Here is a 24,289-nt window from a genome sequence, read left to right as displayed (position 1 = left end):
GAGCATGGCTGGCAGACGCAAGGCGCCTTGGGCAGGTGTGTGACCTGGGGGAGGCCCGGGGGACCAGCGTGTGACCGGTACCCCATGCACCGCGGGTGGCGGCGCACGACAGAAATCGAGACAGCGGGGCAAACAAGTCGCTTTTTATCACGGGTCGCGCCAAGCCCGACGCTGGGGCCCGGCCATGGGCCTCGCTGGCCAGCCGCCCTGGGGCCGACGTATGATGGCCGGTTGCCCTTTTGCCGCCAGGCCTGGGCCTTCTACTTGCTGCGTTTGCCCCGATGTCCGCCCCCGAGTCCTCCCAAGATCAGTCTGGTCAGCCCCTTTCGCTCGCCTTGCGCACCGCCGCCCCCGTCGGGGCCCTGGCAGGCGCGGCCCGCCCCCGTTGGGACAACCCGCTGATCCAGGTGCGCGGCGCCCGCACGCACAACCTCAAGAACATCGACCTCGACATCCCCAAGCACGCCCTGGTGGTGATCACGGGGCTGTCGGGCTCGGGCAAATCCAGCCTGGCCTTCGACACCCTCTACGCCGAGGGCCAGCGTCGCTATGTCGAGAGCCTGAGCGCCTACGCCCGCCAGTTCCTGCAGCTGATGGACAAGCCCGATGTCGACGTGATCGAGGGCCTCTCGCCCGCCATCTCCATCGAGCAGAAGGCCACCAGCCACAACCCGCGCTCCACCGTGGGCACGGTCACCGAGATCCACGACTACCTGCGCCTGCTCTATGCCCGCGCCGGCACGCCGTTCTGCCCTGAGCACCAGCTGCCCCTGCAGGCCCAGAGCGTGAGCCAGATGGTCGACATGGTCATGGCCCTGCCGGAAGACACCAAGCTCATGGTCGTGGCCCCCGTGGTGCGCGACCGAAAGGGCGAGTTCGCCGACCTGTTTGCCAGCATGCAGGCCCAGGGCTATGTGCGCTTTCGCATCAATGGCGAGGTGGTTGAGGCGCACGAGCTGCCGGCCCTGGCCAAGAACGAGAAGCACGACATCGACGTGGTGGTCGACCGCGTCAAGGTGCGCGCGGACCTGCCCGGCGAGGTCACGGCCAGCAACCCTGGCCTGCGCCAGCGCCTGGCCGAGAGTTTCGAGGCCGCCCTGCGCCTGGCCGATGGCCGCGCCCTGGCCGTCGAGATGGACAGCGGCACCGAGCACCTGTGCTCGGCCAAGTTCGCCTGTCCGGTGTGCAGCTACTCGCTGGCCGAACTCGAGCCGCGCCTGTTCTCCTTCAACTCGCCGGTGGGCGCCTGCCCCAGCTGCGATGGCCTGGGCCACGTCATCGCCTTCGATCCGCTGCGCGTGGTCGCCTTCCCTTCGCTGAGCCTGGGCAGTGGCGCCGTCAAGGGCTGGGATCGCCGCAACCCCTACACCTACAGCCTGATCGAGTGCCTGGGCAAGCACTACGATTTCGACATCGACCAGCCCTTTGAGGAGCTGCCCGCGCACGTCCAGCAGGTCATCCTGTACGGTTCGGGCGAAGAGGCCATCGAGTTCATCTACGAGGCCGACGGCCCTTCGGGCAAGAAGCGCCGCGTCAAGCGCAGCCACCCCTTCGAAGGCATCATCCCCAACTTCGAGCGCCGCTTCAAGGAGACCGATTCCTCGGCCGTGCGCGAAGAACTGGCCCGCTATCAGCAACCCAAGGCCTGTCCGTCCTGTCATGGCACCCGCCTGCGCACCGAGGCCCGCCACGTCAAGCTGCTCGATGCCAACACGGGCGACACCAAGGCCATCTTCGAGATCGCCCACGCCACGCTGGCCGAGGCCCAGGCTTACTTCGATCAGCTTCACCTGATTGGCGCCAAGGCCGAGATCGCGGCCAAGGTGGTCAACGAGATCCGCTCTCGCCTGCGCTTCCTGAACGACGTGGGCCTGAACTACCTCAGCCTGGACCGCAGCGCCGACACGCTCTCGGGCGGCGAAGCCCAGCGCATCCGCCTGGCCTCGCAGATCGGCTCGGGCCTCACCGGCGTGATGTACGTGCTGGACGAGCCCAGCATCGGCCTGCACCAGCGCGACAACGACCGCCTCATCGGCACCCTGCAGCACCTGCGCGACATCGGCAACAGCGTCATCGTGGTCGAGCACGACGAGGACATGATCCGGGCCGCGGACCACGTGGTCGACATGGGCCCGGGTGCGGGTGTGCATGGTGGCCGCGTGCTGGCGCAAGGCACGCCGCAGGACATCCTCGCCAACCCCGACAGCATCACCGGCCGCTACCTGGCGCGTGCCCTGCGCATCGCCGTGCCAGCGCAGCGCCATGCCTTCACCGACGAGACCCCGCGCCTGCGCGTGGTCAACGCCCGCGGCCACAACCTCAAGGGCGTCACCGCCGAGTTCCCCGTGGGCCTGCTGACCTGCGTGACCGGCGTGTCCGGCTCGGGCAAATCCACCCTGGTCAACGACACCCTGTACGCGGCCGTGGCCAAGAAGCTTTACCAGAGCCACGCCGAGCCCGAGGCCCACGACGAGATCGAGGGCCTGGAGCTGTTCGACAAGGTCATCAACGTCGACCAGTCGCCCATTGGCCGCACGCCGCGCAGCAACCCCGCTACCTACACCGGCCTGTTCACACCGATCCGCGAACTGCTGGCCGATGTGCCCATGGCCCGCGAGCGCGGCTACACGGCCGGGCGCTTTTCCTTCAACGTGGCCGGTGGCCGCTGCGAGGCCTGCCAGGGCGATGGCGTGCTCAAGGTCGAGATGCACTTCCTGCCTGACGTCTACGTGCCCTGCGACGTCTGCCAGGGCAAGCGCTACAACCGCGAGACGCTCGACATCCAGTACAAGGGCAAGAACATCCACCAGATCCTCGATCTGACCGTGGAGGCCGCGCTCGACTACTTCAGCGCGGTGCCCAGCATCGCGCGCAAGCTGCAGACCCTGATGGACGTGGGCCTGGGCTACATCCGCCTGGGGCAGAGCGCGACCACCTTGTCGGGTGGCGAGGCGCAGCGCGTCAAGCTGGCGCTGGAGCTCAGCAAGCGCGACACCGGCCGCACGCTCTACATCCTTGACGAGCCCACCACCGGCCTGCATTTCCATGACATCGCCCTGCTGCTCAAGGTGCTGCACCAGCTGCGCGACGCTGGCAACACCATCGTCGTCATCGAGCACAACCTCGACGTCATCAAGACCGCCGACTGGTTGATCGACATGGGCCCCGAAGGCGGCTCCGGCGGTGGCCAGATGCTGGTGGCCGGCACGCCCGAAGTGATCGCCGCCCACCCGGGCAGCCACACCGGCCGCTACCTCAAGCTGCTGCTGGACGAGGCCTGACGCGGTGCGCCGGGGCCTGGCGCGGCCTCAGGCGTTCATGAAACCCAGATCGTGGGTGTCGACATCGAAGTTCTGCAGATTGGGCAGGATGCCCAGCAGATCGCTGGCCGACACCCCCATCCACTTGCCCAGCGTGTAGGCGTACTGTTCCACCGAGGTCCCCGGCAGCATCACGCCGTTCTGCAACTGGTGCGGGCTGCTGAACACACCCTGGCTGTTGGCCGTGCTGTAGGTCGGGAACACGCCGTAGACATCGGCCCCCTTGACCGCCCCGCCCATGATCAGGTGGTGGGCGCCCCAGCCGTGGTCGGTGCCATCGCCGTTGTTGGTGAAGGTGCGCCCAAAGTCGGAGGCCGTGAAGGCCGTGACCTGCGAGCCCAGGCCGCTGGCCTGCATCACGCGATCGAAATAGGCCAGGCCATGGTTCAGCTGGGCCATGCCTTCGCCGTGGTTGGCGATGAGGTTGTCGTGGTTGTCGAAGCCACCCAGTCCCACGAGGAAGAACTGCCGCTGGATGCCCAGGTTGGCCGCCCCGTTGGTGGCGATCAGGCGGGCCACCATCTGCAACTGCAGGGCCAGCGGGTTGGTCTTCTGGCTGCCGTCCTGCGTGCTGGTGTACTTCAGCAGGGCGTCGTTGTAGGGGTTGTGCTCGCCGGCGGTGCCCCAGGGTGCCACGCCCGGTTGGGGCAACTGGCTGCCAATCAGGGCATTGGCCTGGGTGGCGCGTTGCACCAGGGCCTGGTGATCCAGGGTGAGGTGGCTGGTGCTGGCCGCGGAGGACATGATGTTCACCACCGCGCTCTGCAGGGCAGCGCTGCCGTAGATCCGGCCGTTGCTGCCCAGGCCCGACAGGCTGGTGGCGCCCGTCTGGAAAGGCAGCACCGTGCGCCCGTTCATCCACACCGCCGCACCCGTGGGCGACATGCCGGTGAAGGCCCGCTGTATTAGCGCCATGTTGGCCCCGGCCGAGACCCCGTTGCGCGACTTCAGCACATCGCCCATCAGGCCTGCCCAGCCCGTCTCCGTGCCCTCGACCCCCAGCGACATCCAGGTCGACTGCTGGTCGTTGTGCGAATAGAGCTTGGCCGGTTGCGGGAAGCCTGCCGTCTGCAGGTCGGTCTTCAGCGTGGGCTTGACCAGCGGTCCCACATTGGCCAGCACCGCGAGCCGCCCGCCTTGTTGCAGGTTGCGCAGGTCGCCCAGGGCCGGGTGGAAGGCAAAGCTGCGGCCCGCATGGGCCAGGCGGCTCACATGGCTGATGGGCAGGACCCCACCCAGGCGCTCGGGCGTGTTCGCCGACGCGCTGGGGTCTGCCGCAGTCCCGGCCGCCATCAGCGCGATCGAGGCGCCGGTGTCCGTCGGCACGCGGGTGCGCGGGTTGCGGTGGTTGAGGTAGTGCCCCCAGGAGGTGGCGTCCGTGGCCAGCACCGTGTTGTAGGCGTCGTTGCCGCCATAGAGGAAGACGCAGACCAGCGCCCGGTAGTCGCCACTGGCCGACTGCGCCGCAGCCTGGGTGATGGCGCTCAGGCTGATGCCCAGCGGCGCGGCCGCCCCCATGGCCGAGAAGGCGCCGATCTGTTTCAGGAGCGCGCGGCGGCTGGGCGAAGGCATGGTGTCGAGGCCCTTCTTCATTGTTGGACCGTGAAGCCGGGCGAGACCGCGGTCAACAGGATGGCCGCGCGGATGCGCTGTTTTTTTTGGCCGTCGGTGCTGGCGGGCATCGCGTCCAGGGCGGTGGTGGCCAGGGCGCGGGTGTCGGCGGGAAGGGGGGCGCCCAGCAGGGCCTGCGCGACCGCGTCGATCAGGCTGCTGCCCGATGAGACCTGGGTGTTGAAGGCGCTGGTGTCGAACTGGATGTCGAGCTGGTTGGACTCGCTGCGCCATTGTCCCCAGCCATCGCGCAGGATGGCGCTGACGAAGTTGGCGTAGGCCACCACCGAGGTCTCGTTGGTGATCTGCATCTCGGGCGCCACCAGCTTGGCATTGCCCATGCGGGTTTGCGGAGGCGAGTAGCCGGGGCGGAAAAAGTTGAACACCGAGGGTGAGCGCATCGGGCTTTGGCCCAGGGCGCTGCTGCTGCTGTCGGTGTCGGTCGTCATGAGGAAGGGCAGGGTGCCGGCGGCCTGGCTGTCGGTGTAGGCCTTGCTGGTGTGCGGCAGGGTGCGCAGCAGGTGGGCCAGGCGGATCACGGGTTCGCGCAGCTTGCCGTAGGTGCTCAGGTCGGTCAGCACGGTCTCGGGGTGGCGCGCTTCGGCGTGCAGCAGGATGGCCTTCACCACCGCCTTGAAGTTGCCGCCCGAGCTGCGGAACACCGCGGCCACATCGCCCACATACTGAGGACTCGGGTTGCTGGTCACCAGGCGCTGGATCAGCTGGCGGCTGATGAAGGGGGCGGTGTTGGGGTGCTGAGCCAGGCGGTCCAGGGCATCGCTCAGGTCGGCTTTGGGGTTGGGCGCGCTTTGGGCGGCGATGGCCGTGCCCAGCACCGTGCGGGCGCTGGTCGAGTGCTCGCTGGCATAGGGCGACATCGCGGTCACGTCCTGGCTGTCTTCCTTGCAGGGGTTCACGCGCCAGAAGCAGCGCCAGGTCTCGATGCCCGTGGCCAGGATGGCCTGCGGCGAAAACCAGCTCCAGCCCGTGAACACCTTGGCCATGCCCTTCACGTCGTCGGCGTTGTAGGTCTCCACAGGCTTGTTGCCCACCTTGACCTGCTGGCCCTGGCTGTCGAGCTGGTAGAGGCCGATCGAGAACAGCTGCATCACCTCCCGACCAAAGTTCTCGTCGGGCACGCGGCCTGAGGTCGGGTCTTCCTTGCGGTTCGTGAGATGAGAAAGGTACTGACCCATGGCCGGGTGCAGTGCCACCGATTCCAGCAACTGGCGGTAGGTCTGGTTGCTGCCTTCTGTGAGCATGTCCAGGTAGCTGGCCACCGTGCGTCCATTGCCCACGCTCACGGTCGAGACCACGAAGATTTCCGACAGGGCAAAGGCCAGGCGCTGGCGCAGCTGGGCCGGGTCGTGCACCGCGTGGGTCCACCAGGTGTTGACCACGTCGTAGGCGTCGACCGTGGTGTGGCCGCGGTGGCGTGCCGAGGCTTCGGCCATGCTCAGGTGGCTGCTTTGCAGCGGCAAGGCGAGTTGCTCGTCGATCCAGTTGTCGTAGCCGATTTTCCGGACCCGCGCGACCTCGCTGGGCGTGGCGCCAAAGGTGGCCTGTGTCAGGAAGCGATGGGCGTCTTCGTCGTCGCCCGGCAGCATGGAGGCCGAGATGCTCAGGCGGCTGTCCGGATCGCTGCTGCCAGAGGAGGCCGAGTCACCTCCGCCGCAGGCGGTCAGCAGGAGGGCCGTGCACAGCGGCACAAGCCATCGGCGCGGAGAGGAGGGGAGCAAGCGCGACATGGGCAAACCACAGAACCTGACGAGGGGCGGTCAGGTCACGGGGCATCGCGGTGCGCGCTGTCCGGTTCTCCAAGGGCCTGGCCGTGGGGCGACTGTGCCACGGCCGCCCAGGGGGCAAATGCTGCAAAGGGGCTCTTCTGTAAGCACCCGAAACGGCAGGCCCCTCAATCGCGGGGCATTGTGCGAACCGTCACAGCAGGGGCGCCAGGGCCCGCTCGGCGTCGGCCATGCCCAGGCCGGTGCGCAGGGCCCAGTCTTCCAGCTGGTCGCCGCTGATCTTGCCCACATTGAAGTAGGCCGCCTCAGGGTGGGCCAGGTAGAAGCCGCTGACGCTGGCGGCCGGCATCATCGCCAGGCTCTCGGTCAGGTGCATGTGGACCTCGTGGGCGTCGAGCACCTCGAACATCGCGCGCTTGACCGTGTGGTCCGGGCAGGCCGGGTAGCCCGGTGCAGGGCGGATGCCGCGGTACTGTTCCTTGATGAGCGCGGCGTTGTCGAGCGACTCGTCGGGCGCATAGCCCCAGAACTCGGTGCGCACGCGTTGGTGCATGCGTTCGGCAAAGGCCTCGGCCAGGCGATCGGCCAGGGCCTTGAGCATGATGGCCGAGTAGTCGTCGTGCTGGGCCAGGAACTCGGCTTCCTTCTTCTCGATGTTCAGGCCGGCCGTCACCGCGAACAGGCCGATGTAGTCGGGTTTGGCCTCGCGCGGCGCGATGAAATCGGCCAGCGAGCGGTTGGGGCGGCGCACGCCATCGACCACCGGACGCTCCGTCTGCATGCGCAGCGGGTTCCAGGTCATCAGCACCTCGCTGCGGCCCTCGTCGCGGTAGACCTCGATGGTGTCGTCCTGCACCGTGTTGGCCGGGTAGAGGCCGATCACGGCGTGGGCCGTGAGCCAGCGGCCCTCCACGATCTTCTTGAGCATGGCCTGGGCGTCGGCGTAGACCTTGCGGGCCTCCACGCCCACCACCTCGTCATCGAGGATCGCGGGGAAGGGGCCAGCCAGGTCCCAGGTCTGGAAGAACGGGGCCCAGTCGATGCAGGGTGCCAGTTCGCCCAGGTCGTAGTTCTTGAACACGCGGCGGCCGATGAACTTCGGCACCTCGGGCGTGTAGGTCGCGAAGTCCACCTGGGCCTTGTTGGCACGGGCCTCGGCCAGCGACACCATGGGGGTGGCCTTCTTGTTGGCGTGCTGCTGGCGCACGCGTTCGTAATCGGCGTTCAGCTCGGCGATGTAGGCCTGCTGGCGCTCGGGGCTCAGCAGCTCCGAGCACACGCCCACGGCGCGCGAGGCATCGGGCACATAGACCACGGGGCCGCTGTAGTTGGGCGCGATCTTCACGGCGGTGTGCACGCGGCTGCAGGTGGCGCCCCCGATCAGCAGCGGGATCTGGCGTTCGCGGAAGTAAGGGTCGCGCTCCATTTCGGCGGCCACGTACTGCATTTCTTCCAGCGAGGGCGTGATCAGGCCGGACAGGCCGATGATGTCGGCGCCCACTTCCTTGGCTTTGTCGAGGATGTCCTTGCACGGGACCATCACGCCCATGTTGACCACTTCGAAGTTGTTGCACTGCAGGACCACGGTCACGATGTTCTTGCCGATGTCGTGCACATCGCCCTTCACGGTGGCGATCACGATCTTGCCCTTGGCCTTCGCATCGCCGCCGCCTTCGATCAGCAGGCGCTTTTCTTCTTCGATGTAGGGCAGCAGGTGGGCCACGGCCTGCTTCATCACGCGGGCGCTCTTGACCACCTGCGGCAGGAACATCTTGCCGGCGCCAAAGAGGTCGCCCACGGTGTTCATGCCGGCCATCAGTGGGCCTTCGATGACGTGCAGCGGGCGGCCCCCATCGGCCTTGATCTTCTGCCAGGCCTCTTCGGTGTCGGCCGTGATGAAGTCGGTGATGCCGTGGACCAGGGCGTGGCTCAGGCGGGTTTCGACCGAGACAGGGTGTTCCTCGTTGCCACGCCAGGCCAGCTTGGCCGTGTCGTCCTTGGCGGCGCCCTTGACCTGTTCGGCAATCGCCAGCAGGCGCTCGGTGGGTGTGAGCGAGGTGTCTTCACCCTCCTTGAACACCGGCTGGCGGTTCAGCACGATGTCTTCCACCAGCTCGCGCAGGTCGGCCGGGATGTCGTCGTACACGCCCACCATGCCGGCGTTGACGATGCCCATGTCCATGCCCGCCTGGATGGCGTGGTACAGGAAAACGGTATGGATGGCCTCGCGCACCGGTTCGTTGCCACGGAAGCTGAAGGACACGTTCGACACGCCGCCCGAGACCTTGGCGCCCGGCAGGTTTTGCTTGATCCAGCGCGTGGCTTCGATGAAGTCGACCGCGTAGTTGTCGTGCTCCTCGATGCCGGTGGCGATGGCGAAGATGTTCGGGTCGAAGACGATGTCTTCCGGCGGGAAGCCCACCTGGTCCACGAGGATGCGGTAGGCGCGTTCGCAGATCTCGATCTTGCGGGCATAGGTGTCGGCCTGGCCCTGCTCGTCAAAGGCCATGACCACGGCCGCCGCGCCATAGCGCTTGACCAGCTTGGCCTGCTGCACGAAGTTCTCGACGCCTTCCTTCAGCGAGATCGAGTTGACGATGCCCTTGCCCTGGATGCACTTGAGGCCCGCTTCGATCACGTCCCATTTGGACGAGTCGATCATGATCGGCACGCGCGCGATTTCGGGCTCGCCGGCGATCAGGTTCAGGAAGCGCACCATGGCGGCCTTGCTGTCCAGCATGGCCTCGTCCATGTTGATGTCGATGACCTGGGCGCCGTTCTCCACCTGCTGGCGGGCCACCGAGAGCGCGTCCTCAAAACGCCCCTCCAGGATCATGCGTGCGAAGGCCTTGGAGCCCGTCACGTTGGTCCGCTCGCCCACGTTGACGAACAGCGTGCCCGCGTCGATCAGCACCGGCTCCAGGCCTGACAGGCGCATCGGCGACACGGCAGGGGACGAAGGGGCGCCAGAGGCGGTGGTCGAGGTGGGGCGGACAGCGTCGGTCATAGCCCGCCATTTTACGAGGCGCGGCCTGACGAATCCCCGCGGAGAAACGGCTGCATCGGAAATACCACCGACTGGGCCCGGAAAGCGGGGGCCGCCCATCGGGCCAATGGGAAAGGGCGCGGCGCTTGTGACGCCGAGCCCATAGGCGCCGTCACCGCCCGGTCAGGCGGCATCCGGCGATGCCTTGAAAACGGTGGGGATCAGGCCTTCAGCAAGGCGTAGAGCTCGTCCTTCAGGCTCACGCGCTGCAGCTTCTTCTGCTCGAGTTCGGCGCTGGAGCCATGCTCGACGCCGGTTTCCAGCCGGATCACGGCCTTGTCGACCTCTTCGTACTCGCGTTCCAGCTTGGCAAAGTGGCTGCTGGAGGTCTTGAGCGCGTGGATGCGGTCCTTGAACTCGGGGAAGTCCTTGATCAGGGGGTGGTGGTCTTGAACCATGAGGGCTCCTCTTTGTGGTCTCAGCGGGTGAGGGAATCGTTGAGACCATGGTGCCCTTTGGGTTCGGGGCCGTCCTTGTCGGAGATCAAGCGGGCGGTTGCTTGAGGAAGACCGATTCGATGTCAAAGCTGCTGCGCGTCCCGATGTCATCGCGGTGCGCGGCCAGCCAGGCGTCGGCGGCCTTGTGGCCCAGGCGGTGCAACTCCTGCAGGAAGGCCCAGTCGGTGTTGAACTTGCTCGAGGCATTGAAGGGCGCGAGGCCCTCGTCGTCGGCCACCATGTGCAGGTGCAGGTTCTTGTAGCGTCCCGGGTCGACCTTGTCTTCCTTCAGCAGGCGCTTCACGAAGCTGATGGCGCGCATCTCGGCGATCAGGCTGGCGTTGAAGGTGATTTCGCTCAGCCGGTCGATGATGTCAATGCTGCGCGTGGGATGGTCGTCGCGCTGCAGCGGGGTCAGGCGCACCAGCAGGATGTCGTTGACCGGGGTGTTGTAGACCAGGGGGTAGATGGCGGGGTTGCCGGTGTAGCCGCCGTCCCAGTAGCCCTCGCCATCGATCTCCACGGCCTGAAAGACAAAGGGCAGACAGGCCGAGGCCATGAGCGCGTCCACCGTGAGCTCTTCGGCGGTGAACACGCGCGCCTGCCCCGTGCGCACCGAGGTGGCCGTCACGAACAGCGGGATCCCGCAGTGGGCGCAGCCTTTGTGCAGGGCCTCGACGTCGACATGGCGCACCAGCACGTCTTTCAAGGGGTTGAGGTTGAGCGGGTTGAACTCATACGGGCTGAACGAGCGCATGAACACATTCAGCCACTGGTAGGCCGGGAACTGGTCGAAGTTGAACTGGTTCTTGAAGATGCCGTTGGACTGGATGCTCAGTGGCGAAAACAGGGGGCCGTGCTGGCTGACGTCCCGCCAGAAATCGTGCAGCGACTTCTGGGCGCTGCGGCGGGCGAGGGCGTCACGCTCGGCAAAGGCGGCCGTGGCGTGGCCCTCGAAGCCCTGCACGTAGCCGCTCAGCAGCACCGCGCCATTGAGCGCCCCGGCGCTGGTGCCCGAGAGCCCGGAGAAGTCCAGGCCGTCGTCGTCCAGCAGGCGGTCGAGCACGCCCCAGGTGAAGGCCCCGTGAGAGCCACCCCCCTGCAAGGCCAGGTCGACGACAGGTCGCTGTCGCTGGGGGGCTGCTTTGGTGGCCTTGCGGGCGGCGGTGCCGGTGGTGCGAGGGGATGGGGACTTGCGCGGCGTGGGTCGGCTCATGCGCCCCAGTCTACGCGGAATTGCTGCGGCGCAGCAAATGAGCGCGGGAACCCACTTCAGAGGGGAGAATTTATTGCGAAGGGGTACTGTACAAACATCCAGCTTTTGCCATAATGGCGACCAGATTGCACGGCCCGGCGTCATCCGCCGAGCCTTCGTTGCCCCCCTGTTTGCCCTGCGCCGCCCCGTCGCCGCCTCATCGGAGAAACCCATGGAAGCCACCGCCAAGTCCGCCCTCAGCGCCGAAAAAGCCAAAGCCCTGCAAGTGGCGCTGGCCCAGATTGAAAAGCAGTTCGGCAAGGGCTCCATCATGCGCCTGGGTGAGGGCGAGGTGGTGGAGGACATCCAGGTCGTGTCCACCGGCTCTCTTGGGCTGGACATCGCCCTGGGCGTGGGTGGCCTGCCCCGCGGCCGGGTGGTCGAAATCTACGGCCCGGAATCCTCGGGCAAGACCACGCTGACCCTCCAGGTCATTGCCGAAATGCAGAAGCAGGCCGGCGTTTGTGCCTTCATCGACGCCGAGCACGCCCTCGACGCCCAATACGCCCAGAAACTCGGCGTCAACCTGCAGGACCTGCTGATCTCCCAGCCCGACACCGGCGAGCAGGCCCTGGAAATCGTCGATGCCCTGGTGCGTTCCGGTTCGGTCGACCTGATCGTCGTCGACTCGGTGGCCGCCCTGACCCCGAAGGCCGAACTCGAAGGCGAGATGGGCGATGCCCTGCCCGGTTTGCAGGCCCGCCTGATGAGCCAGGCCCTCCGCAAACTGACCGCCACGATCAAGAAGACCAACTGCATGGTCATCTTCATCAACCAGATCCGCATGAAGATCGGCGTGATGTTCGGTTCGCCCGAAACCACCACCGGCGGCAACGCCCTGAAGTTCTACGCATCGGTCCGCCTCGACATCCGCCGCATCGGCTCGATCAAGAAGGGCGACGACGTCATCGGCAACGAAACCAAGGTCAAGGTCGTCAAGAACAAGGTCTCGCCCCCCTTCAAGACCGCCGAGTTCGACATCCTCTACGGGGAAGGCATCAGCCGCGAAGGCGAGGTCATCGACCTGGGCGTCACCGCCAAGGTCGTAGAGAAGTCCGGCTCCTGGTATGCCTACAACGGCGAGAAGATCGGTCAGGGCAAAGACAACGCCCGCGAATTCCTGCGCGAGAACCCGGACTTGGCCCGCGAGATCGAAAACAAGATCCGCCAGTCGCTCGACGTGGCCCTGCTGCCGCCGGCCGTGAAGTCGGCCCCGGCTGCGGCCGACGAGTGACGCCGGCATGAAGCCGGTGGAGGGCTTGGTCGCTGGCGAGGCGGCGGCCCAGGGCAGGCGCCGGGGCATGCCCGGCCTCTCGCTCAAGGGCCGGGCGCTGAAGTACCTGGCTGCCCGAGAGCACTCGCGGGTCGAGTTGGTGCGCAAACTCGCCCCCCATGCCGAGTCGCCCGAGCAGCTTGAGCGGGTGCTTGACGAACTCGAGGCCAAAGGCCTGCTCTCCGCCCAGCGCTTTGCCGATTCGGTGCTGCACCGCAAGGCAGCCCGTCACGGTGCGGCCCGCGTGCAGGCCGAACTGGCCCAGCACCAACTGCCGCCCGACATCGCCCGTGAGGCGATCCAGTCCCTCAAGGCCACCGAGTTCGAGCGCGCCCACGCGCTGTGGCTGCGCCGTTTTGGCAGCCCTCCGCAAGACCTGGCCGAACGCGCCAAGCAAATGCGCTTCCTGGCTGGCCGTGGCTTCGCCGGCGATGTGGTGCGCCGCGTCGTGAAGGGCGAGGGCCTGAGCGATGCGGAGGGCGACGAAGCTTGATTGCAACGCCGCGCTTTGGTGAGTAAATCAAGGGTAAACCCTTGATCAATCCCGAGCTTTGGCCTCTCCGTGGCAGGGTGGAACACCCGTCGAGGAGGCCGACGGTGCTATCCTTGCGCGCTGCAACGCAACAAGACATCCCCTTGACAGCGTGGCGCCGCACCAGCCTGATCGGCCGAGTGCGGCTTTGTCATGTTCGACAAGAACGCAACACCAGACTGCGAGACACCCATGAAGATCCATGAGTACCAAGGCAAAGAGATCCTGAGCCGCTTTGGCGTGCCGGTCCCAAGAGGCATTCCGGCATTTTCCGTTGAGGAGGCTGTTGCGGCAGCCGAGAAGCTGGGCGGCCCAGTCTGGGTGGTGAAGGCCCAGATTCACGCGGGTGGCCGCGGCAAGGGCGGTGGCGTGAAGGTGGCCAAGTCCATCGACGACGTGCGCCGTCTGGCTGGCGAGATCCTGGGCATGCAGCTCAAGACCCACCAGACCGGTCCTGAAGGCCAGAAGGTCAACCGCCTCTACATCGAAGACGGCGCCGACATCCAGAAGGAATACTACGTCTCTGCCGTGACCGATCGCGCCACGCAGAAGGTGGCCTTCATCGCTTCGAGCGAAGGCGGCATGGACATCGAGGAAGTGGCCCACGCCACCCCCGAAAAGATCATCAAGGTCTTCGCCGACCCGATCCTGGGTCTGACCGACGCCCAAGCCAAGGAAATCGCAGACGGCATCGGCCTGCCTGCCGATTCCACCGCGCAAGCCATCGACATCTTCAAGAAGCTCTACCAGTGCTACATGGAGACGGATGCCGCCCTGGTTGAAATCAACCCCCTGAACCGTGACTCCAAGGGCAACCTGATTGCCCTGGACGCCAAGTTCAACTTCGACTCCAACGCCCTGTTCCGTCACCCCGAGATCGTGGCCTACCGCGACCTGGACGAAGAAGATCCGGCCGAAGTCGAGGCCTCGAAGTTCGATCTGGCCTACATCCAGCTCGACGGCAACATCGGCTGCCTGGTGAACGGCGCCGGTCTGGCCATGGCCACCATGGACACCATCAAGCTGTTCGGCGGCGAGCCGGCCAACTTCCTGGACGTCGGCGGTGGCGCCACGGCCGAGAAGGTCACCGAAGCCTTCAAGATCATGCTCAAGAACCCTGAAGTCAAGGGCATCCTGGTCAACATCTTCGGCGGCATCATGAAGTGCGACACCATCGCCGACGGCGTCATCACCGCCTGCAAGGCCGTGAACCTGACCGTGCCGCTGGTGGTCCGCATGAAGGGCACCAACGAAGAACTGGGCAAGAAGATGCTGGCCGACTCCGGTCTGCCCATCATCGCCGCCGATTCCATGGCCGAAGCCGCGACCAAGATCGTCGCCGCCGTTGCCTGAACGAACTTGACCAGAAAGACTTCGCCATGAGCATTTTCATCAACAAAGACACCAAGGTCATCACCCAAGGCATCACGGGCAAGACCGGTCAATTCCATACCCTGGGCTGCCAGGCCTACGCCAACGGCAAAAACGCTTTCGTCGCAGGCGTGAACCCGAAGAAGGCGGGCGAGAAGTTCTCGGACATCCCCATCTACGCCTCCGTCAAGGAAGCTGCTGGCCAGACCGGCGCCACCGTGTCGGTCATCTACGTGCCGCCCGCCGGCGCTGCCGCCGCCATCTGGGAAGCCGTTGAGGCCGATCTGGACCTGGTGATCGCCATCACCGAAGGCATCCCTGTCAAGGACATGCTGGAAGTGCGCAACCGCATGAAGGCCAAGGAAGCCGCCGGTGGCAAGAAGACCCTGCTGCTGGGCCCCAACTGCCCTGGTCTGATCACCCCGGAAGAGATCAAGATCGGCATCATGCCCGGTCACATCCACCGCAAGGGTCGCATCGGTGTGGTGTCCCGCTCGGGCACCCTGACGTACGAAGCCGTTGCCCAGTTGACCGAAATCGGTCTGGGTCAATCGAGCGCCGTGGGCATTGGTGGTGACCCCATCAACGGCCTGAAGCACATCGACGTCATGAAGGCCTTCAACGACGACCCCGACACCGACGCCGTCATCATGATCGGTGAAATCGGTGGTCCGGACGAAGCCGAAGCCGCCCTCTGGTGCAAGGCCAACATGAAGAAGCCGGTCGTCGGCTTCATCGCTGGTGTGACCGCCCCTCCGGGCAAGCGCATGGGCCACGCCGGCGCGCTGATCTCCGGTGGCGCCGACACGGCCGATGCCAAGCTCGCCATCATGGAAGAGTGCGGCTTCACCATCACCCGCAACCCGTCGGAAATGGGCCGCCTGCTCAAGGGCCTGCTCTGATCCTCGTGATCAACCAGGGAGGGCGATGCCAGCCCTGGTTTGGTTGTGCGGTCGAACTGCCCGCCCCCTGGTGAGGCCCTCTCACCCACCCAGCCCCTGCCTCAGGGGCTGTTTTCATTGAAGAGACAAGATGGAAGCCTTCCTGACCCCCGAATTCTGGCTCGCAGTGGGCCAGATCGTGATGATCGACATCCTCCTGGGCGGCGACAACGCCGTGGTCATCGCACTCGCCTGCCGCAACCTGCCCCCTGCATTGCGCAACAAGGGCATCATCTGGGGCACGGTTGGCGCCATCGTCCTGCGCGTCATCCTGATTTTCTTCGCGATGTCGCTGCTGAAACTGCCCTTCCTCAAGCTGGTGGGGGCAGTGCTGCTGATCTGGATCGGCATCAAGCTGCTGGTGCCGGAAGACGAAGAGCACGACGTTCAGGCCAGTGATCGCCTGCTGGGCGCCATCAAGACCATCATCGTGGCCGACTTCGTCATGAGCGTGGACAACGTCATCGGCATTGCTGGTGCGGCCCAGGGCTCGGGGCACCCGGGCCACGAGATGCCACTGGTGATCTTCGGCCTGCTGGTCAGCATCCCCATCATCGTGTGGGGCAGCACCCTGGTGCTCAAACTGATGGACCGGTTCCCGATCATCATCACAGCGGGTGGCATGTTGCTGGGCTGGATCGCTGGCTCGCTCGCCGTGGGGGACCCTGCCATCCAGGCCTATGTGCCGGAAAGCGACAAGGTCCACCTCATTGCGGGGGGGCTGGGCGCCTTGTTTGTGCTGGCCATGGGTACGATGCTGGCAAAGCGGGCGGCCGCCGAGACTTGAATTCCCATGTCCCTGATCCTGACGCTGTTGGTCATCGCCCTGTTGTTGTTGGTTGCCGGTGGCCTGCTGCTGTGGTTGCTGCGGAACCGGCCCTTCCGGCGGGGGGCTGTGGCGTCAGGGGCGGTATGGGCGTCGTCCACCGATGCGCCCGATACCCAGCCTGGTGAGGGGCGCCGCCGCCGCGAGCGATCCTCTCATGGCTTTGAGGTCGACGAAGGGCCGGAGACGGTCCTGTCCTACCTCGACGTGCCCGACAACCTGGGGCGTGGCGCATCTTCCGGCTTCCGGGTTTCGTCCCAGTTTGACGATGACTTTGCGCCGAGCACCCTGCCGCAGCCACTGGCCGACATGCAGTCCGGGCATATCTGGCCTGGCGCCGATCCGCAAAGCCTGGCTCGGATCCAGCGCGCCTTGCAGGTTCTGGGCGAGGGGCCCATCGACCAGGCCTGGGAGACCCTGCGCGGCTTCTTCCCGGAGGCAGGTCACCGCGAGGCGGCGCTGGAGACCTTCGAGCGCATTGCCCTGGCCTTCGAGCGCGACAGCCGTTACGACTGCGCCCGCGATGTCTACGAGCACATGGCCGACATCGACCCGCAGTGGCGTCAGGTCAAGATCCGCCTGATGCGCGCGCGCGGCCTCGCCCAATCGGCCACGGCCAACACCTGGGGCACGGTGCCACCGAGGCCCATGCCCAAGGTCAACCAGCGCGAGCTGGGCAAATACCTGTTGGAAAAGCAGATTGGCAAGGGCGCCATGGGCGCGGTCTACCTGGGTTATGACCCGGCCACGGACCGCCACGTGGCCCTCAAGACCATGGCCCTGGCCTCGGAGTTTCAGGGCGAGGAACTGGCCGATGCCCGCGCCCGCTTCCTGCGGGAGGCCGAGATGGCCGGGCGCCTGCACCATCCCGACATCGTCAGCATCATCGACGCCGGTGAGCAGGATGGCCTGGCCTACATCGCGATGGAGTTGATCGAGGGCGTGGACCTGAGCCACCACGCGCACCCCGCTCGCCTGCTGCCTGTGCACCAGTTGCTGCCCATCATGGCCCGCGTGGCCGATGCCTTGGCCTACGCCCACACGCGTGGTGTCACGCACCGCGACGTCAAACCGGCCAACATCATGGTGGACCTGGTGCGAGGTGGGGTCAAGGTCATGGACTTTGGCGTGGCCCGCGTGGCCGATGCCACCCGAACCCGCACGGGCGTGGTGCTCGGCACCCCCACCTTCATGTCGCCCGAGCAACTCTCGGGTCAAGCGATCGACGGGCGCAGCGACCTCTACTCCCTTGGCGTCAGCCTCTTTCAGCTGCTCACCGGTCACCTGCCTTACCGCAACGATTCCATGGCCACCTTGATGCGGGCCATCGGTCAGGAGCCTGTGCCCAATGTGTGCAGCATCCGGGCGGATCTGCCTGTGGCCCTGGGCGACATCGTGGCGCTGGCCCTGGAAAAGCACCCGACCACGCGTTACGCCAACGGCCACGATCTGGCAGAAGACCTGCGCGCCGTGGCCCTGGCCTTGCAGCACCTGGACCTCGAATTGGGTTGAGTGCGTGCCAGCCCTTGCAAAAGGGTGGGTGCGGCACCCCAGTTCGCCAGACAGGCTCCCTGTTCAAACCTGAAAACGAGGCGACAATCTGCCCATGGACTTTGAGTTCTACAGTCAGACCGATACCGGGCGGGTTCGCACCAACAACGAAGATTCCATCGCCCTGGATGAAAGCTGTGCCGTGGCCGTGCTGGCCGATGGCATGGGTGGTTACGCCGCCGGCGAGGTCGCCAGTGGCATGGCCTGCGACTTCATCAAGGCCGAATTGGGCCGCTGGTTGCGAGAGGCCGCCGAGAACGCCAGCGACAACGACGTCCGACGCGCCATGGACATCTGCGTCGACAACGCCAACCGCGCCATTTTCAGCGCCGCCAACTCCAACCCGACCTACGCCGGGATGGGCACGACCCTGGTTCTGGGCGTGTTCCGCCATGGGCGACTGCTCATGGGGCACATTGGCGATTCCCGCGCCTACCGCTGGCGAGACGGGGTGTTGCAGCAGATCACGAAAGACCATTCGTTACTGCAGGAACAAATTGATGCTGGCATCCTGACGCCTGAACAGGCTCAGTACGCTGCCAACAAAAACCTGGTCACCCGCGCCCTGGGGGTGGAGGACCTGGTCTTGCTCGAAACCCACCAGCACGAGTTGCAGGCGGGTGACGTCATCATGATGTGCTCCGATGGGCTGTCCGACATGCTGCGCGATCCTCAGATTGCCGAGGTCATGGCGGCGCACAGCGACCTCGCCAGCATGGGGGCGGCGCTCGTGTCTGCCGCCAACGATGCCGGCGGTCGGGATAACATTGCGGTGGTACTGGTCCGTGCGCAGGGTGGGGTCGAGCCCGCAGCCACGCGTTCCTGGTGGCCTTTCAAACGCTTGGGCGGCGCCAGCTGACCGCCAATAAGATCAATACCCGAGAGGTTCCGAATGGGAAAACTGGTTGTCTCGCTCGATGGCGTGGTCATCAAGGAAGTGCAGGTCACGAAAGACAAGACCTCCCTTGGCCGCCGTCCCTACAACGACATCGTCATCGACAACCTGGCTGTGAGCGGTGAGCACGCGGTGCTGCAACTGGTAGGCACCGATGTCTTCATCGAAGACCTCAACAGCACCAACGGCACCTACATCAACGGCAAGGCAGTCAAGAAACAGCTGCTGCAGCACAACGACACGGTCGAAATCGGCAAATACAAGATCAAGTACCTGGTCGAAGATGGCCAGGATTACGAAAAGACCATGATCCTGCGCCCGGGCACGCCTTTGCCCGCCGCAGCTACCGCGCATCACACCGGGCCGGGTGCACTGGGTGCGCCTGTGACGCCTTCGGCCTCTGCAGGATTTGGGCACACCCTGGGGGGTGGTCTGGGTACGGGTTTTGGTGGCCTTGGCCCTCAGTCTCCTGCTTCGATCAAGGTGCTCAATGGCGCGGCAGCCGGACGCGAGGTGGCCCTGACCAAGGTGGTCACCACCGTGGGCAAGCCGGGCGTGCAGGTGGCTTCCATCACCAAGCGCCCTGGCGGGTATGTGTTTGCACACGTGGAAGGTGCGGCTCGCCCGACCGTGAACGGCAGCCCCGTCGTCGGAGAACCGGTGCACCTCAAGAGCGGCGACGTGATCGAGCTGGCCGGCACGCAAATGCAGTTCGTGCAGGCCTGAGTGCCCGCACAGGCCAGGCAGTCGGCAGGCCATGATCCGCGTACTGGGTTGCTCGGGGTCGATCGCGGCGCGCTGCCACACCACCGCGTTCCTGCTTGACGACGACATCCTGATCGACGCCGGCAGTGGCGTGGGCGAGTTGCGGCTGGACGAGCTGGCCCGCATCGACCACGTGCTGCTCACGCACAGTCACCTCGATCACATCCTCGGCATCCCGCTGATGGCCGACAGCGTGCTGAAGCTGCGCATGGGTGCCCAGGGGCTGGCTGGCTTGCGGCCCATCCACGTGCACGCGCTGCCCGAGACCTTGCAGGCCTTGCGGCAACACGTGTTCAACGGCGTGATCTGGCCCGATTTCACCCGCTTGCCCAGTGCAACGCGGCCCATCCTGGTTTTCCACGAGTTGGCGGTGGGGCAGGAATTGCTGTTCCCTGCAAGGGGGGGGCAGGCGGATCGCCGTGTGCGGGTGCTGCCGGCCGCCCACACGGTGCCGGCTGTGGGCTACAGCGTGGAAACGCCCCAGGGGTGGTGGGTCTTCACTGGCGACACAGGCCCCAATCCTGAGCTGTGGCGCGCCCTGGCCGGGCAGCGCATCGCCCAGCTGGTGATCGAAACCGCGTTCGGTGACGAAGAGGCGCACCTGGCCTACATCAGTGGCCACCTCTCGCCCCAAAGCCTGGCCTCGGAATTGACCCAGCTGGACGGTGAGGTCAATGTCTACATCACCCACCCGAAGCCGGGCGAGGTGCCCGCCGTGATCTCGCAGATCCGGGCGCTCGACAGCCGGCACCTGATCGAACCTCTGCGAGAGGGGCAGAGGTTTGGGGTGGTGGTGCGGGACGACGGTTTGCGCGCCGGCGTACGCAGCGGGTGACGAAATTTGTCACCACATTGCCCCTGTGACGCCATTGGCTAGACCTAAGGTGGAGGTGTGAGCCAAAGACTGACAGGATCTGTCAGGTGGCGGGCTGAAAATGCGGCAAACCACACGCTTTGTTCAGCCCTTTGGCTTGGCATGGAGGCTGCCTAATAGACAAGGTGGCCGAGCAAGGTGCTCTGCCGATCCAGCGTCTTAGATGAAGCCCAGGCTTCGAGGAGTGTGAACATGAAGCGCGTTCAACAAGGTTTTACCCTGATCGAACTGATGATCGTTGTGGCGATCATCGGCATTTTGGCGGCGGTGGCGTTGCCGGCGTACCAAGACTACACCAAGAAGGCGAAGGTCTCTGAAATCGTGTTGGCGGCCAGTGGCATGCGCACTTGCGTCACTGAGATTGTCCAGTCCACCGGTGCGAGCAACCTCGACACATGCGCCGCTTCTTTTGCTTCGACTCAATATGTCGACTCCGTGACGGTGAATGCAACCACCGGCGTCATTCTTGCCACGGGTAACACGACGAAGGTGGGTGAGGCCGTTACCGTCACGCTGACCCCGACCATTTCCACGAACGCAATCTCCAAGTGGACATGCACGGGAACACCAGTCAAGCTGATGCCAGGCTCTTGCCGCGGTTGATTAAGATTGGTGGCATGAAAAGCGGCTTTGGCCGCTTTTCTTTTTTCTGCTCAAGGAGATTGCTGTGCAGTTGACCATTCTGATGCCTTGCTTGAATGAAGAGCGAACGGTTGGTGTTTGCGTCAAGAAGGCCCGATCGTTCCTTGAGAGAAGCGGCCTAATCGGTGAGGTGCTGATTAGCGACAATGGATCGACTGATCGGTCTTGCGCTTTGGCTGAGGCCAGTGGCGCGCGGGTTATTCATGCTACACAGCGTGGATATGGCGCGGCCTTGATGGCCGGCATCTCTGAGGCGCGAGGTAGCTTCGTGATCATGGGCGATGCCGATGACAGCTACGATTTTGAGCACCTTGAGCCCTTTGTCGCAAAACTATCTGCCGGGGCTCAACTCGTGATGGGCAATCGATTTAAAGGTGGAATTGCTCCTGGTGCCATGCCTTTGATGCATCGCTACTTGGGGAATCCTGTGCTGAGTTGGTTGGGTCGATTGCTGTTTGGTGTCCCCATTGGTGATTTTCACTGTGGCCTCCGGGGCTTTTCTCGTGCGGACATCCAGAAGCTGACGCTGGTTAGTCCTGGTATGGAGTTCGCGACTGAAATGGTGGCCAAGGCTGCGTTGCGTGGCCTGATCATTGACGAGGTACCGACCACACTCCGGCCTGACGGGCGTGACAGGCCTCCCCATCTACGCACTTGGCGTGATGGTTGGCGTCATCTTCTGTTTATGTTGCTGTTTTCGCCGAAGTGGCTTTTTCTGTGGCCGGGAGTTTTCATGGTGCTGGCCGGCGGCGTGCTTTCAATGCTTCTGTTCAGTGGCCCCGTTTTCATGCATGGTGTGGGGTTAAGTATTCACAGCATGCTGTACGCTTGTGGTGCGGTGGTTTTGGGTTGTCAGTTGATTCAGTTTTCGGTTTTGGTTCGGTGGATTGCTGTTCATTTCGGGGTCTTGCCGGACTCCAGCACGCTAAAGAAAATCAGGTCCAAGCTGAGCATCGAAGCGAACCTGATCGCGGGTGCTTCGATGTTGGTGGGTGGCGTGTGGTGGACTTTGAGTGTTTACCAGGCTTGGGCACAAAATGGTTATTCCATGTTGGATCCAGAGGTTGTAATGCGGTCGACGATTCCTGCTTTGACCCTGATGCTTTTGGGTTTTCAGGCGTGCGCAAGCGTTTTACTTGCCGGAGCAATTCGTTTGGCTTGGCAGAGTTCAAAGCATCATGGATAAGAGGGGGGGCTTCTCTGGGGGCTGGGAGTTGGTGTTTCTGATGCTTGTTGTGGGCGGGGTGTTTGTGTCCGTCCCTGTGTTCCTTGGGCGACTCGGGATGAGTTGGGACTCACTTAATCATCAGGTTTACTTGGGCTGGCAAGCGCAAGCGTCGCGCTTTGATGAGGACTACATGGCAGCTTCATTGCAGTCCTATCAATACCCCTATCTTTATTGGCCGCTTTATGCCTTGACGGCACTAGGTGTTTCGGGGCGTGTTGCCGGCGTGGTTTTGGCGCTGTTGCACCTTGTTGTGATTCCGCCTGTGTGGTTGATAGCCCGCACTTTAATCCCAGGGGCAGGCTGGCGCCAGACCGTGTTTCGCGTGTCGGGAGTTCTCATGTCTTTCATGAGCATTCTGGTGCTCAAATCCTTCGAAGTGCCGGGAAACGATTTGCTGGCTGCAGCACCGTTGCTGTTCGCGTTGGCGATCGCGCTGCCCGCTTGCTCCAAATTTTTGGATGGGGCGCGTCGAACGAGCTTACGTTCAGCGGGATACGCCGGGTTTTGGGCAGGTGTATCGGTGGCGTTTAAGTTGAGCAATGCTTATTCGGCTATCTTCTTGCCTGTTCTGTTTCTCATGGCGGCAAACGACTCGCCGCTGCGTGAGCGTGTTCGTTGCAGCATTGCCTGTTATGTATTGATGCTAATTGGCTTTGTTGGTGCCTATGGTTACTGGGGCTATCGACTGTTTCAGGAGTTTGGTTCCCCCTTGTTCCCATTTTGGGGTGGGTGAAATTGAGTCGGATATGATTAGATTTCAACCAGATTCTTTTTTGGAGGGGGTGCTCAGGCCGGTCTCCATGATGGCGTCGAGTGCTTGGGTATATGTTGAGTTGCTGGCGCCTGATTTCAGGTTCGCCATGTTGATGTTTTTGTTGAGTGTCGGGGCCGTGTTTTGGGTCGGGTGGCATGGGCGGCGGCGTGCGGCTGTGCGGAATGCGTGCTCGGGTCTGGTTGTGTTTTTCCTGCTGAGTTTTTGCGCTTGGCTCGTGACGACCGGGAATGGTCGTTACTTCATGTCCGGCATGGTCCTTGTGGGTGTTTTGCTGGTTGCGGCAATCTACCATCTGCCCGTTCGCTTTGATTGGAAGTTTCTTTTTCTTTTTCTTGCTTTTGGCTTGCAGTTCCTAGCGGTTTCTCAGAATAGTCCCTGGAGGCGATTCGACTCCTATGAGTGGGTTGAGTGGCGTGATCACTCATACTTTCGAATCGAAGGGGGTGACTTGCGTAGGTATGACGGTGCGGTGATGGTGACTTTGCAGCCGCAAAGCTTTGCGGCCATGGCGCCATTGTTTCCTTCTGGAGTGCGCTGGATTAATACATCAGTTTTTGAGGGGTCTGATTTGCGTCAGGCTTCGTCGCGTTTTGGGAGGGCGGATGAGATTTTCAAGAAGGCCCGAAATATTTATTTGATTCAACGCACGCAGCCCAGCGAGTCTGATGCGTTGGGGCGGCCGTCGGGGAGAGCTGCGAAGGAGTTGAATGTGGCTCTGAGATATTACGGCTTGAGTCTTCGGGGGCTTGAAGAATGCGAGTTCCTTCGGTCTGAAACCATGGCTCGGATGACTTTGCTTTCCTCAACAAAAGCGGCGGGGGAGTCTGAGGCATTAATGCAGAAGGCTGGTTTTTGGGTTTGCGCCGTGAATTACGATGGGGTTTTGGGTTCTGCCCTCCCCGAGACGGCTGAGGCCGAGTCGGTGACGAAGATGTTCGCAGATCTTGAGGCTGCTTGCCCGAGGCTTTTTCCGCCAGGGCAGGTCGGGCTCAGGCCTCATTCAGCTGGGCTTGCACGAATCTATGCCGTATCTGATTCTGTAGTGATCTTCGAGAGGGGGAGCCAAACTTTGTATGTCAAATACCAGCGCGCCCTAAATCCGCAGAGAATTGGTCGCGATTACGAGTTGAAAAAAATGAAGCAGGCTGGGTGTTCGCTAAAATTGAATGGGCGCGGTTCGCCGTGGTCTTGGCTTGACTAGC

19 protein-coding genes are annotated in these 24,289 nt (G+C 64.0%); 14 read left to right on the top strand and 5 right to left on the bottom strand.

Features of this window, described 5'->3' with window-relative positions:
- Window positions 1–281 precede the first annotated feature (281 nt).
- The gene (uvrA, locus tag QZ994_RS01490) at window positions 282–3,281 is read left to right on the top strand and encodes an excinuclease ABC subunit UvrA (RefSeq protein ID WP_290867280.1); all 3,000 of its coding nucleotides are present in this window, start codon (window positions 282–284) and stop codon (window positions 3,279–3,281) included.
- A gap of 27 nt (window positions 3,282–3,308) precedes the next feature.
- On the opposite strand, the gene QZ994_RS01485 is transcribed toward uvrA, so the two are convergent.
- The 5 genes from QZ994_RS01485 to QZ994_RS01465 all read right to left on the bottom strand — a co-directional run bounded on the left by QZ994_RS01485 (window position 3,309) and on the right by QZ994_RS01465 (window position 11,375).
- Window positions 3,309–4,892, bottom strand: a complete 1,584-nt coding sequence (locus QZ994_RS01485) for a DUF1501 domain-containing protein (RefSeq protein ID WP_290867278.1) — start codon at window positions 4,890–4,892, stop codon at window positions 3,309–3,311.
- Window positions 4,893–4,909: 17 nt separating this feature from the next.
- Window positions 4,910–6,679 carry a DUF1800 domain-containing protein gene (locus tag QZ994_RS01480; protein ID WP_290867276.1) on the bottom strand — a complete coding sequence of 590 codons (1,770 nt, stop codon included), beginning with the start codon at window positions 6,677–6,679 and terminating at the stop codon, window positions 4,910–4,912.
- A 190-nt stretch (window positions 6,680–6,869) separates the two neighbouring features.
- The gene (metH, locus tag QZ994_RS01475; protein ID WP_290867286.1) at window positions 6,870–9,614 is read right to left on the bottom strand and encodes a methionine synthase; all 2,745 of its coding nucleotides are present in this window, start codon (window positions 9,612–9,614) and stop codon (window positions 6,870–6,872) included.
- Between the two features lie 269 nt (window positions 9,615–9,883).
- Window positions 9,884–10,120, bottom strand: a complete 237-nt coding sequence (locus QZ994_RS01470) for a DUF465 domain-containing protein (RefSeq protein WP_290867274.1) — start codon at window positions 10,118–10,120, stop codon at window positions 9,884–9,886.
- An 85-nt stretch (window positions 10,121–10,205) separates the two neighbouring features.
- Window positions 10,206–11,375 carry a patatin-like phospholipase family protein gene (locus tag QZ994_RS01465; protein WP_290867272.1) on the bottom strand — a complete coding sequence of 390 codons (1,170 nt, stop codon included), beginning with the start codon at window positions 11,373–11,375 and terminating at the stop codon, window positions 10,206–10,208.
- 211 nt (window positions 11,376–11,586) lie between these two features.
- Here QZ994_RS01465 and recA point away from each other — a divergent pair, with 211 nt between their 5' ends.
- The 13 genes from recA (at window position 11,587) to QZ994_RS01400 (ending at window position 24,288) form a co-directional block, all read left to right on the top strand.
- Window positions 11,587–12,648, top strand: coding sequence for a recombinase RecA (gene recA, locus QZ994_RS01460; RefSeq protein ID WP_290867270.1), 1,062 nt, complete (start codon window positions 11,587–11,589; stop codon window positions 12,646–12,648).
- A gap of 67 nt (window positions 12,649–12,715) precedes the next feature.
- Window positions 12,716–13,180 carry a recombination regulator RecX gene (gene recX, locus QZ994_RS01455; RefSeq protein ID WP_290867284.1) on the top strand — a complete coding sequence of 155 codons (465 nt, stop codon included), beginning with the start codon at window positions 12,716–12,718 and terminating at the stop codon, window positions 13,178–13,180.
- A 231-nt stretch (window positions 13,181–13,411) separates the two neighbouring features.
- Window positions 13,412–14,572 (top strand): ADP-forming succinate--CoA ligase subunit beta, encoded by a 1,161-nt coding sequence (sucC, locus tag QZ994_RS01450; protein ID WP_290867268.1) that lies wholly within the window; start codon window positions 13,412–13,414, stop codon window positions 14,570–14,572.
- 26 nt (window positions 14,573–14,598) lie between these two features.
- Window positions 14,599–15,492: a succinate--CoA ligase subunit alpha gene (sucD, locus tag QZ994_RS01445; RefSeq protein WP_290867266.1), complete on the top strand. Its 894-nt coding sequence runs from the start codon at window positions 14,599–14,601 to the stop codon at window positions 15,490–15,492.
- 130 nt (window positions 15,493–15,622) lie between these two features.
- A complete protein-coding gene (locus tag QZ994_RS01440) occupies window positions 15,623–16,318 on the top strand; it encodes a TerC family protein (RefSeq protein ID WP_290867264.1) in 696 nt (231 codons plus the stop codon).
- Between the two features lie 6 nt (window positions 16,319–16,324).
- A complete protein-coding gene (locus tag QZ994_RS01435) occupies window positions 16,325–17,869 on the top strand; it encodes a serine/threonine-protein kinase (RefSeq protein WP_290867262.1) in 1,545 nt (514 codons plus the stop codon).
- A gap of 94 nt (window positions 17,870–17,963) precedes the next feature.
- The gene (locus tag QZ994_RS01430) at window positions 17,964–18,767 is read left to right on the top strand and encodes a Stp1/IreP family PP2C-type Ser/Thr phosphatase (protein ID WP_290867260.1); all 804 of its coding nucleotides are present in this window, start codon (window positions 17,964–17,966) and stop codon (window positions 18,765–18,767) included.
- Window positions 18,768–18,800: 33 nt separating this feature from the next.
- On the top strand, window positions 18,801–19,529 hold the full coding sequence (locus QZ994_RS01425; protein WP_290867258.1) for an FHA domain-containing protein: 729 nt from the start codon (window positions 18,801–18,803) through the stop codon (window positions 19,527–19,529).
- 31 nt (window positions 19,530–19,560) lie between these two features.
- Complete coding sequence (locus tag QZ994_RS01420) at window positions 19,561–20,403, top strand: 3',5'-cyclic-nucleotide phosphodiesterase (RefSeq protein ID WP_290867256.1); 843 nt, start codon at window positions 19,561–19,563, stop codon at window positions 20,401–20,403.
- Between the two features lie 231 nt (window positions 20,404–20,634).
- A complete protein-coding gene (locus tag QZ994_RS01415; RefSeq protein WP_290867254.1) occupies window positions 20,635–21,045 on the top strand; it encodes a pilin in 411 nt (136 codons plus the stop codon).
- 64 nt (window positions 21,046–21,109) lie between these two features.
- Window positions 21,110–22,270, top strand: a complete 1,161-nt coding sequence (locus QZ994_RS01410) for a glycosyltransferase family 2 protein (protein ID WP_290867252.1) — start codon at window positions 21,110–21,112, stop codon at window positions 22,268–22,270.
- A 40-nt stretch (window positions 22,271–22,310) separates the two neighbouring features.
- A complete protein-coding gene (locus tag QZ994_RS01405; protein ID WP_290867250.1) occupies window positions 22,311–23,045 on the top strand; it encodes a hypothetical protein in 735 nt (244 codons plus the stop codon).
- A 67-nt stretch (window positions 23,046–23,112) separates the two neighbouring features.
- Window positions 23,113–24,288 carry a hypothetical protein gene (locus QZ994_RS01400; protein WP_290867248.1) on the top strand — a complete coding sequence of 392 codons (1,176 nt, stop codon included), beginning with the start codon at window positions 23,113–23,115 and terminating at the stop codon, window positions 24,286–24,288.
- The last annotated feature ends 1 nt before the right edge of the window (window position 24,289 follow it).

It is taken from the genome of Aquabacterium sp., assembly GCF_021768455.1.
Classification (GTDB): Bacteria; Pseudomonadota; Gammaproteobacteria; order Burkholderiales; family Burkholderiaceae_C; genus Aquabacterium.
Note: the sequence above shows the minus strand (reverse complement) of the source record. Positions and strands in the feature narration are given on the sequence as shown.

Bases quoted from the DNA above. Each gene is read 5' to 3' on its own strand.
- QZ994_RS01440 (WP_290867264.1), top strand. From the start codon at position 15,623: ATGGAAGCCTTCCTGACCCCCGAATTCTGGCTCGCAGTGGGCCAGATC.
- QZ994_RS01470 (WP_290867274.1), bottom strand. From the start codon at position 10,120: ATGGTTCAAGACCACCACCCCCTGATCAAGGACTTCCCCGAGTTCAAG.
- QZ994_RS01485 (WP_290867278.1), bottom strand. From the start codon at position 4,892: ATGCCTTCGCCCAGCCGCCGCGCGCTCCTGAAACAGATCGGCGCCTTC.
- QZ994_RS01420 (WP_290867256.1), top strand. From the start codon at position 19,561: ATGATCCGCGTACTGGGTTGCTCGGGGTCGATCGCGGCGCGCTGCCAC.
- sucC (WP_290867268.1), top strand. From the start codon at position 13,412: ATGAAGATCCATGAGTACCAAGGCAAAGAGATCCTGAGCCGCTTTGGC.
- QZ994_RS01430 (WP_290867260.1), top strand. From the start codon at position 17,964: ATGGACTTTGAGTTCTACAGTCAGACCGATACCGGGCGGGTTCGCACC.
- QZ994_RS01405 (WP_290867250.1), top strand. From the start codon at position 22,311: ATGCTTGTTGTGGGCGGGGTGTTTGTGTCCGTCCCTGTGTTCCTTGGG.
- QZ994_RS01425 (WP_290867258.1), top strand. From the start codon at position 18,801: ATGGGAAAACTGGTTGTCTCGCTCGATGGCGTGGTCATCAAGGAAGTG.
- QZ994_RS01480 (WP_290867276.1), bottom strand. From the start codon at position 6,679: ATGTCGCGCTTGCTCCCCTCCTCTCCGCGCCGATGGCTTGTGCCGCTG.
- sucD (WP_290867266.1), top strand. From the start codon at position 14,599: ATGAGCATTTTCATCAACAAAGACACCAAGGTCATCACCCAAGGCATC.
- QZ994_RS01400 (WP_290867248.1), top strand. From the start codon at position 23,113: ATGATGGCGTCGAGTGCTTGGGTATATGTTGAGTTGCTGGCGCCTGAT.
- metH (WP_290867286.1), bottom strand. From the start codon at position 9,614: ATGCGCCTGTCAGGCCTGGAGCCGGTGCTGATCGACGCGGGCACGCTG.
- recX (WP_290867284.1), top strand. From the start codon at position 12,716: ATGCCCGGCCTCTCGCTCAAGGGCCGGGCGCTGAAGTACCTGGCTGCC.
- uvrA (WP_290867280.1), top strand. From the start codon at position 282: ATGTCCGCCCCCGAGTCCTCCCAAGATCAGTCTGGTCAGCCCCTTTCG.
- QZ994_RS01465 (WP_290867272.1), bottom strand. From the start codon at position 11,375: ATGAGCCGACCCACGCCGCGCAAGTCCCCATCCCCTCGCACCACCGGC.
- QZ994_RS01435 (WP_290867262.1), top strand. From the start codon at position 16,325: ATGTCCCTGATCCTGACGCTGTTGGTCATCGCCCTGTTGTTGTTGGTT.
- recA (WP_290867270.1), top strand. From the start codon at position 11,587: ATGGAAGCCACCGCCAAGTCCGCCCTCAGCGCCGAAAAAGCCAAAGCC.
- QZ994_RS01415 (WP_290867254.1), top strand. From the start codon at position 20,635: ATGAAGCGCGTTCAACAAGGTTTTACCCTGATCGAACTGATGATCGTT.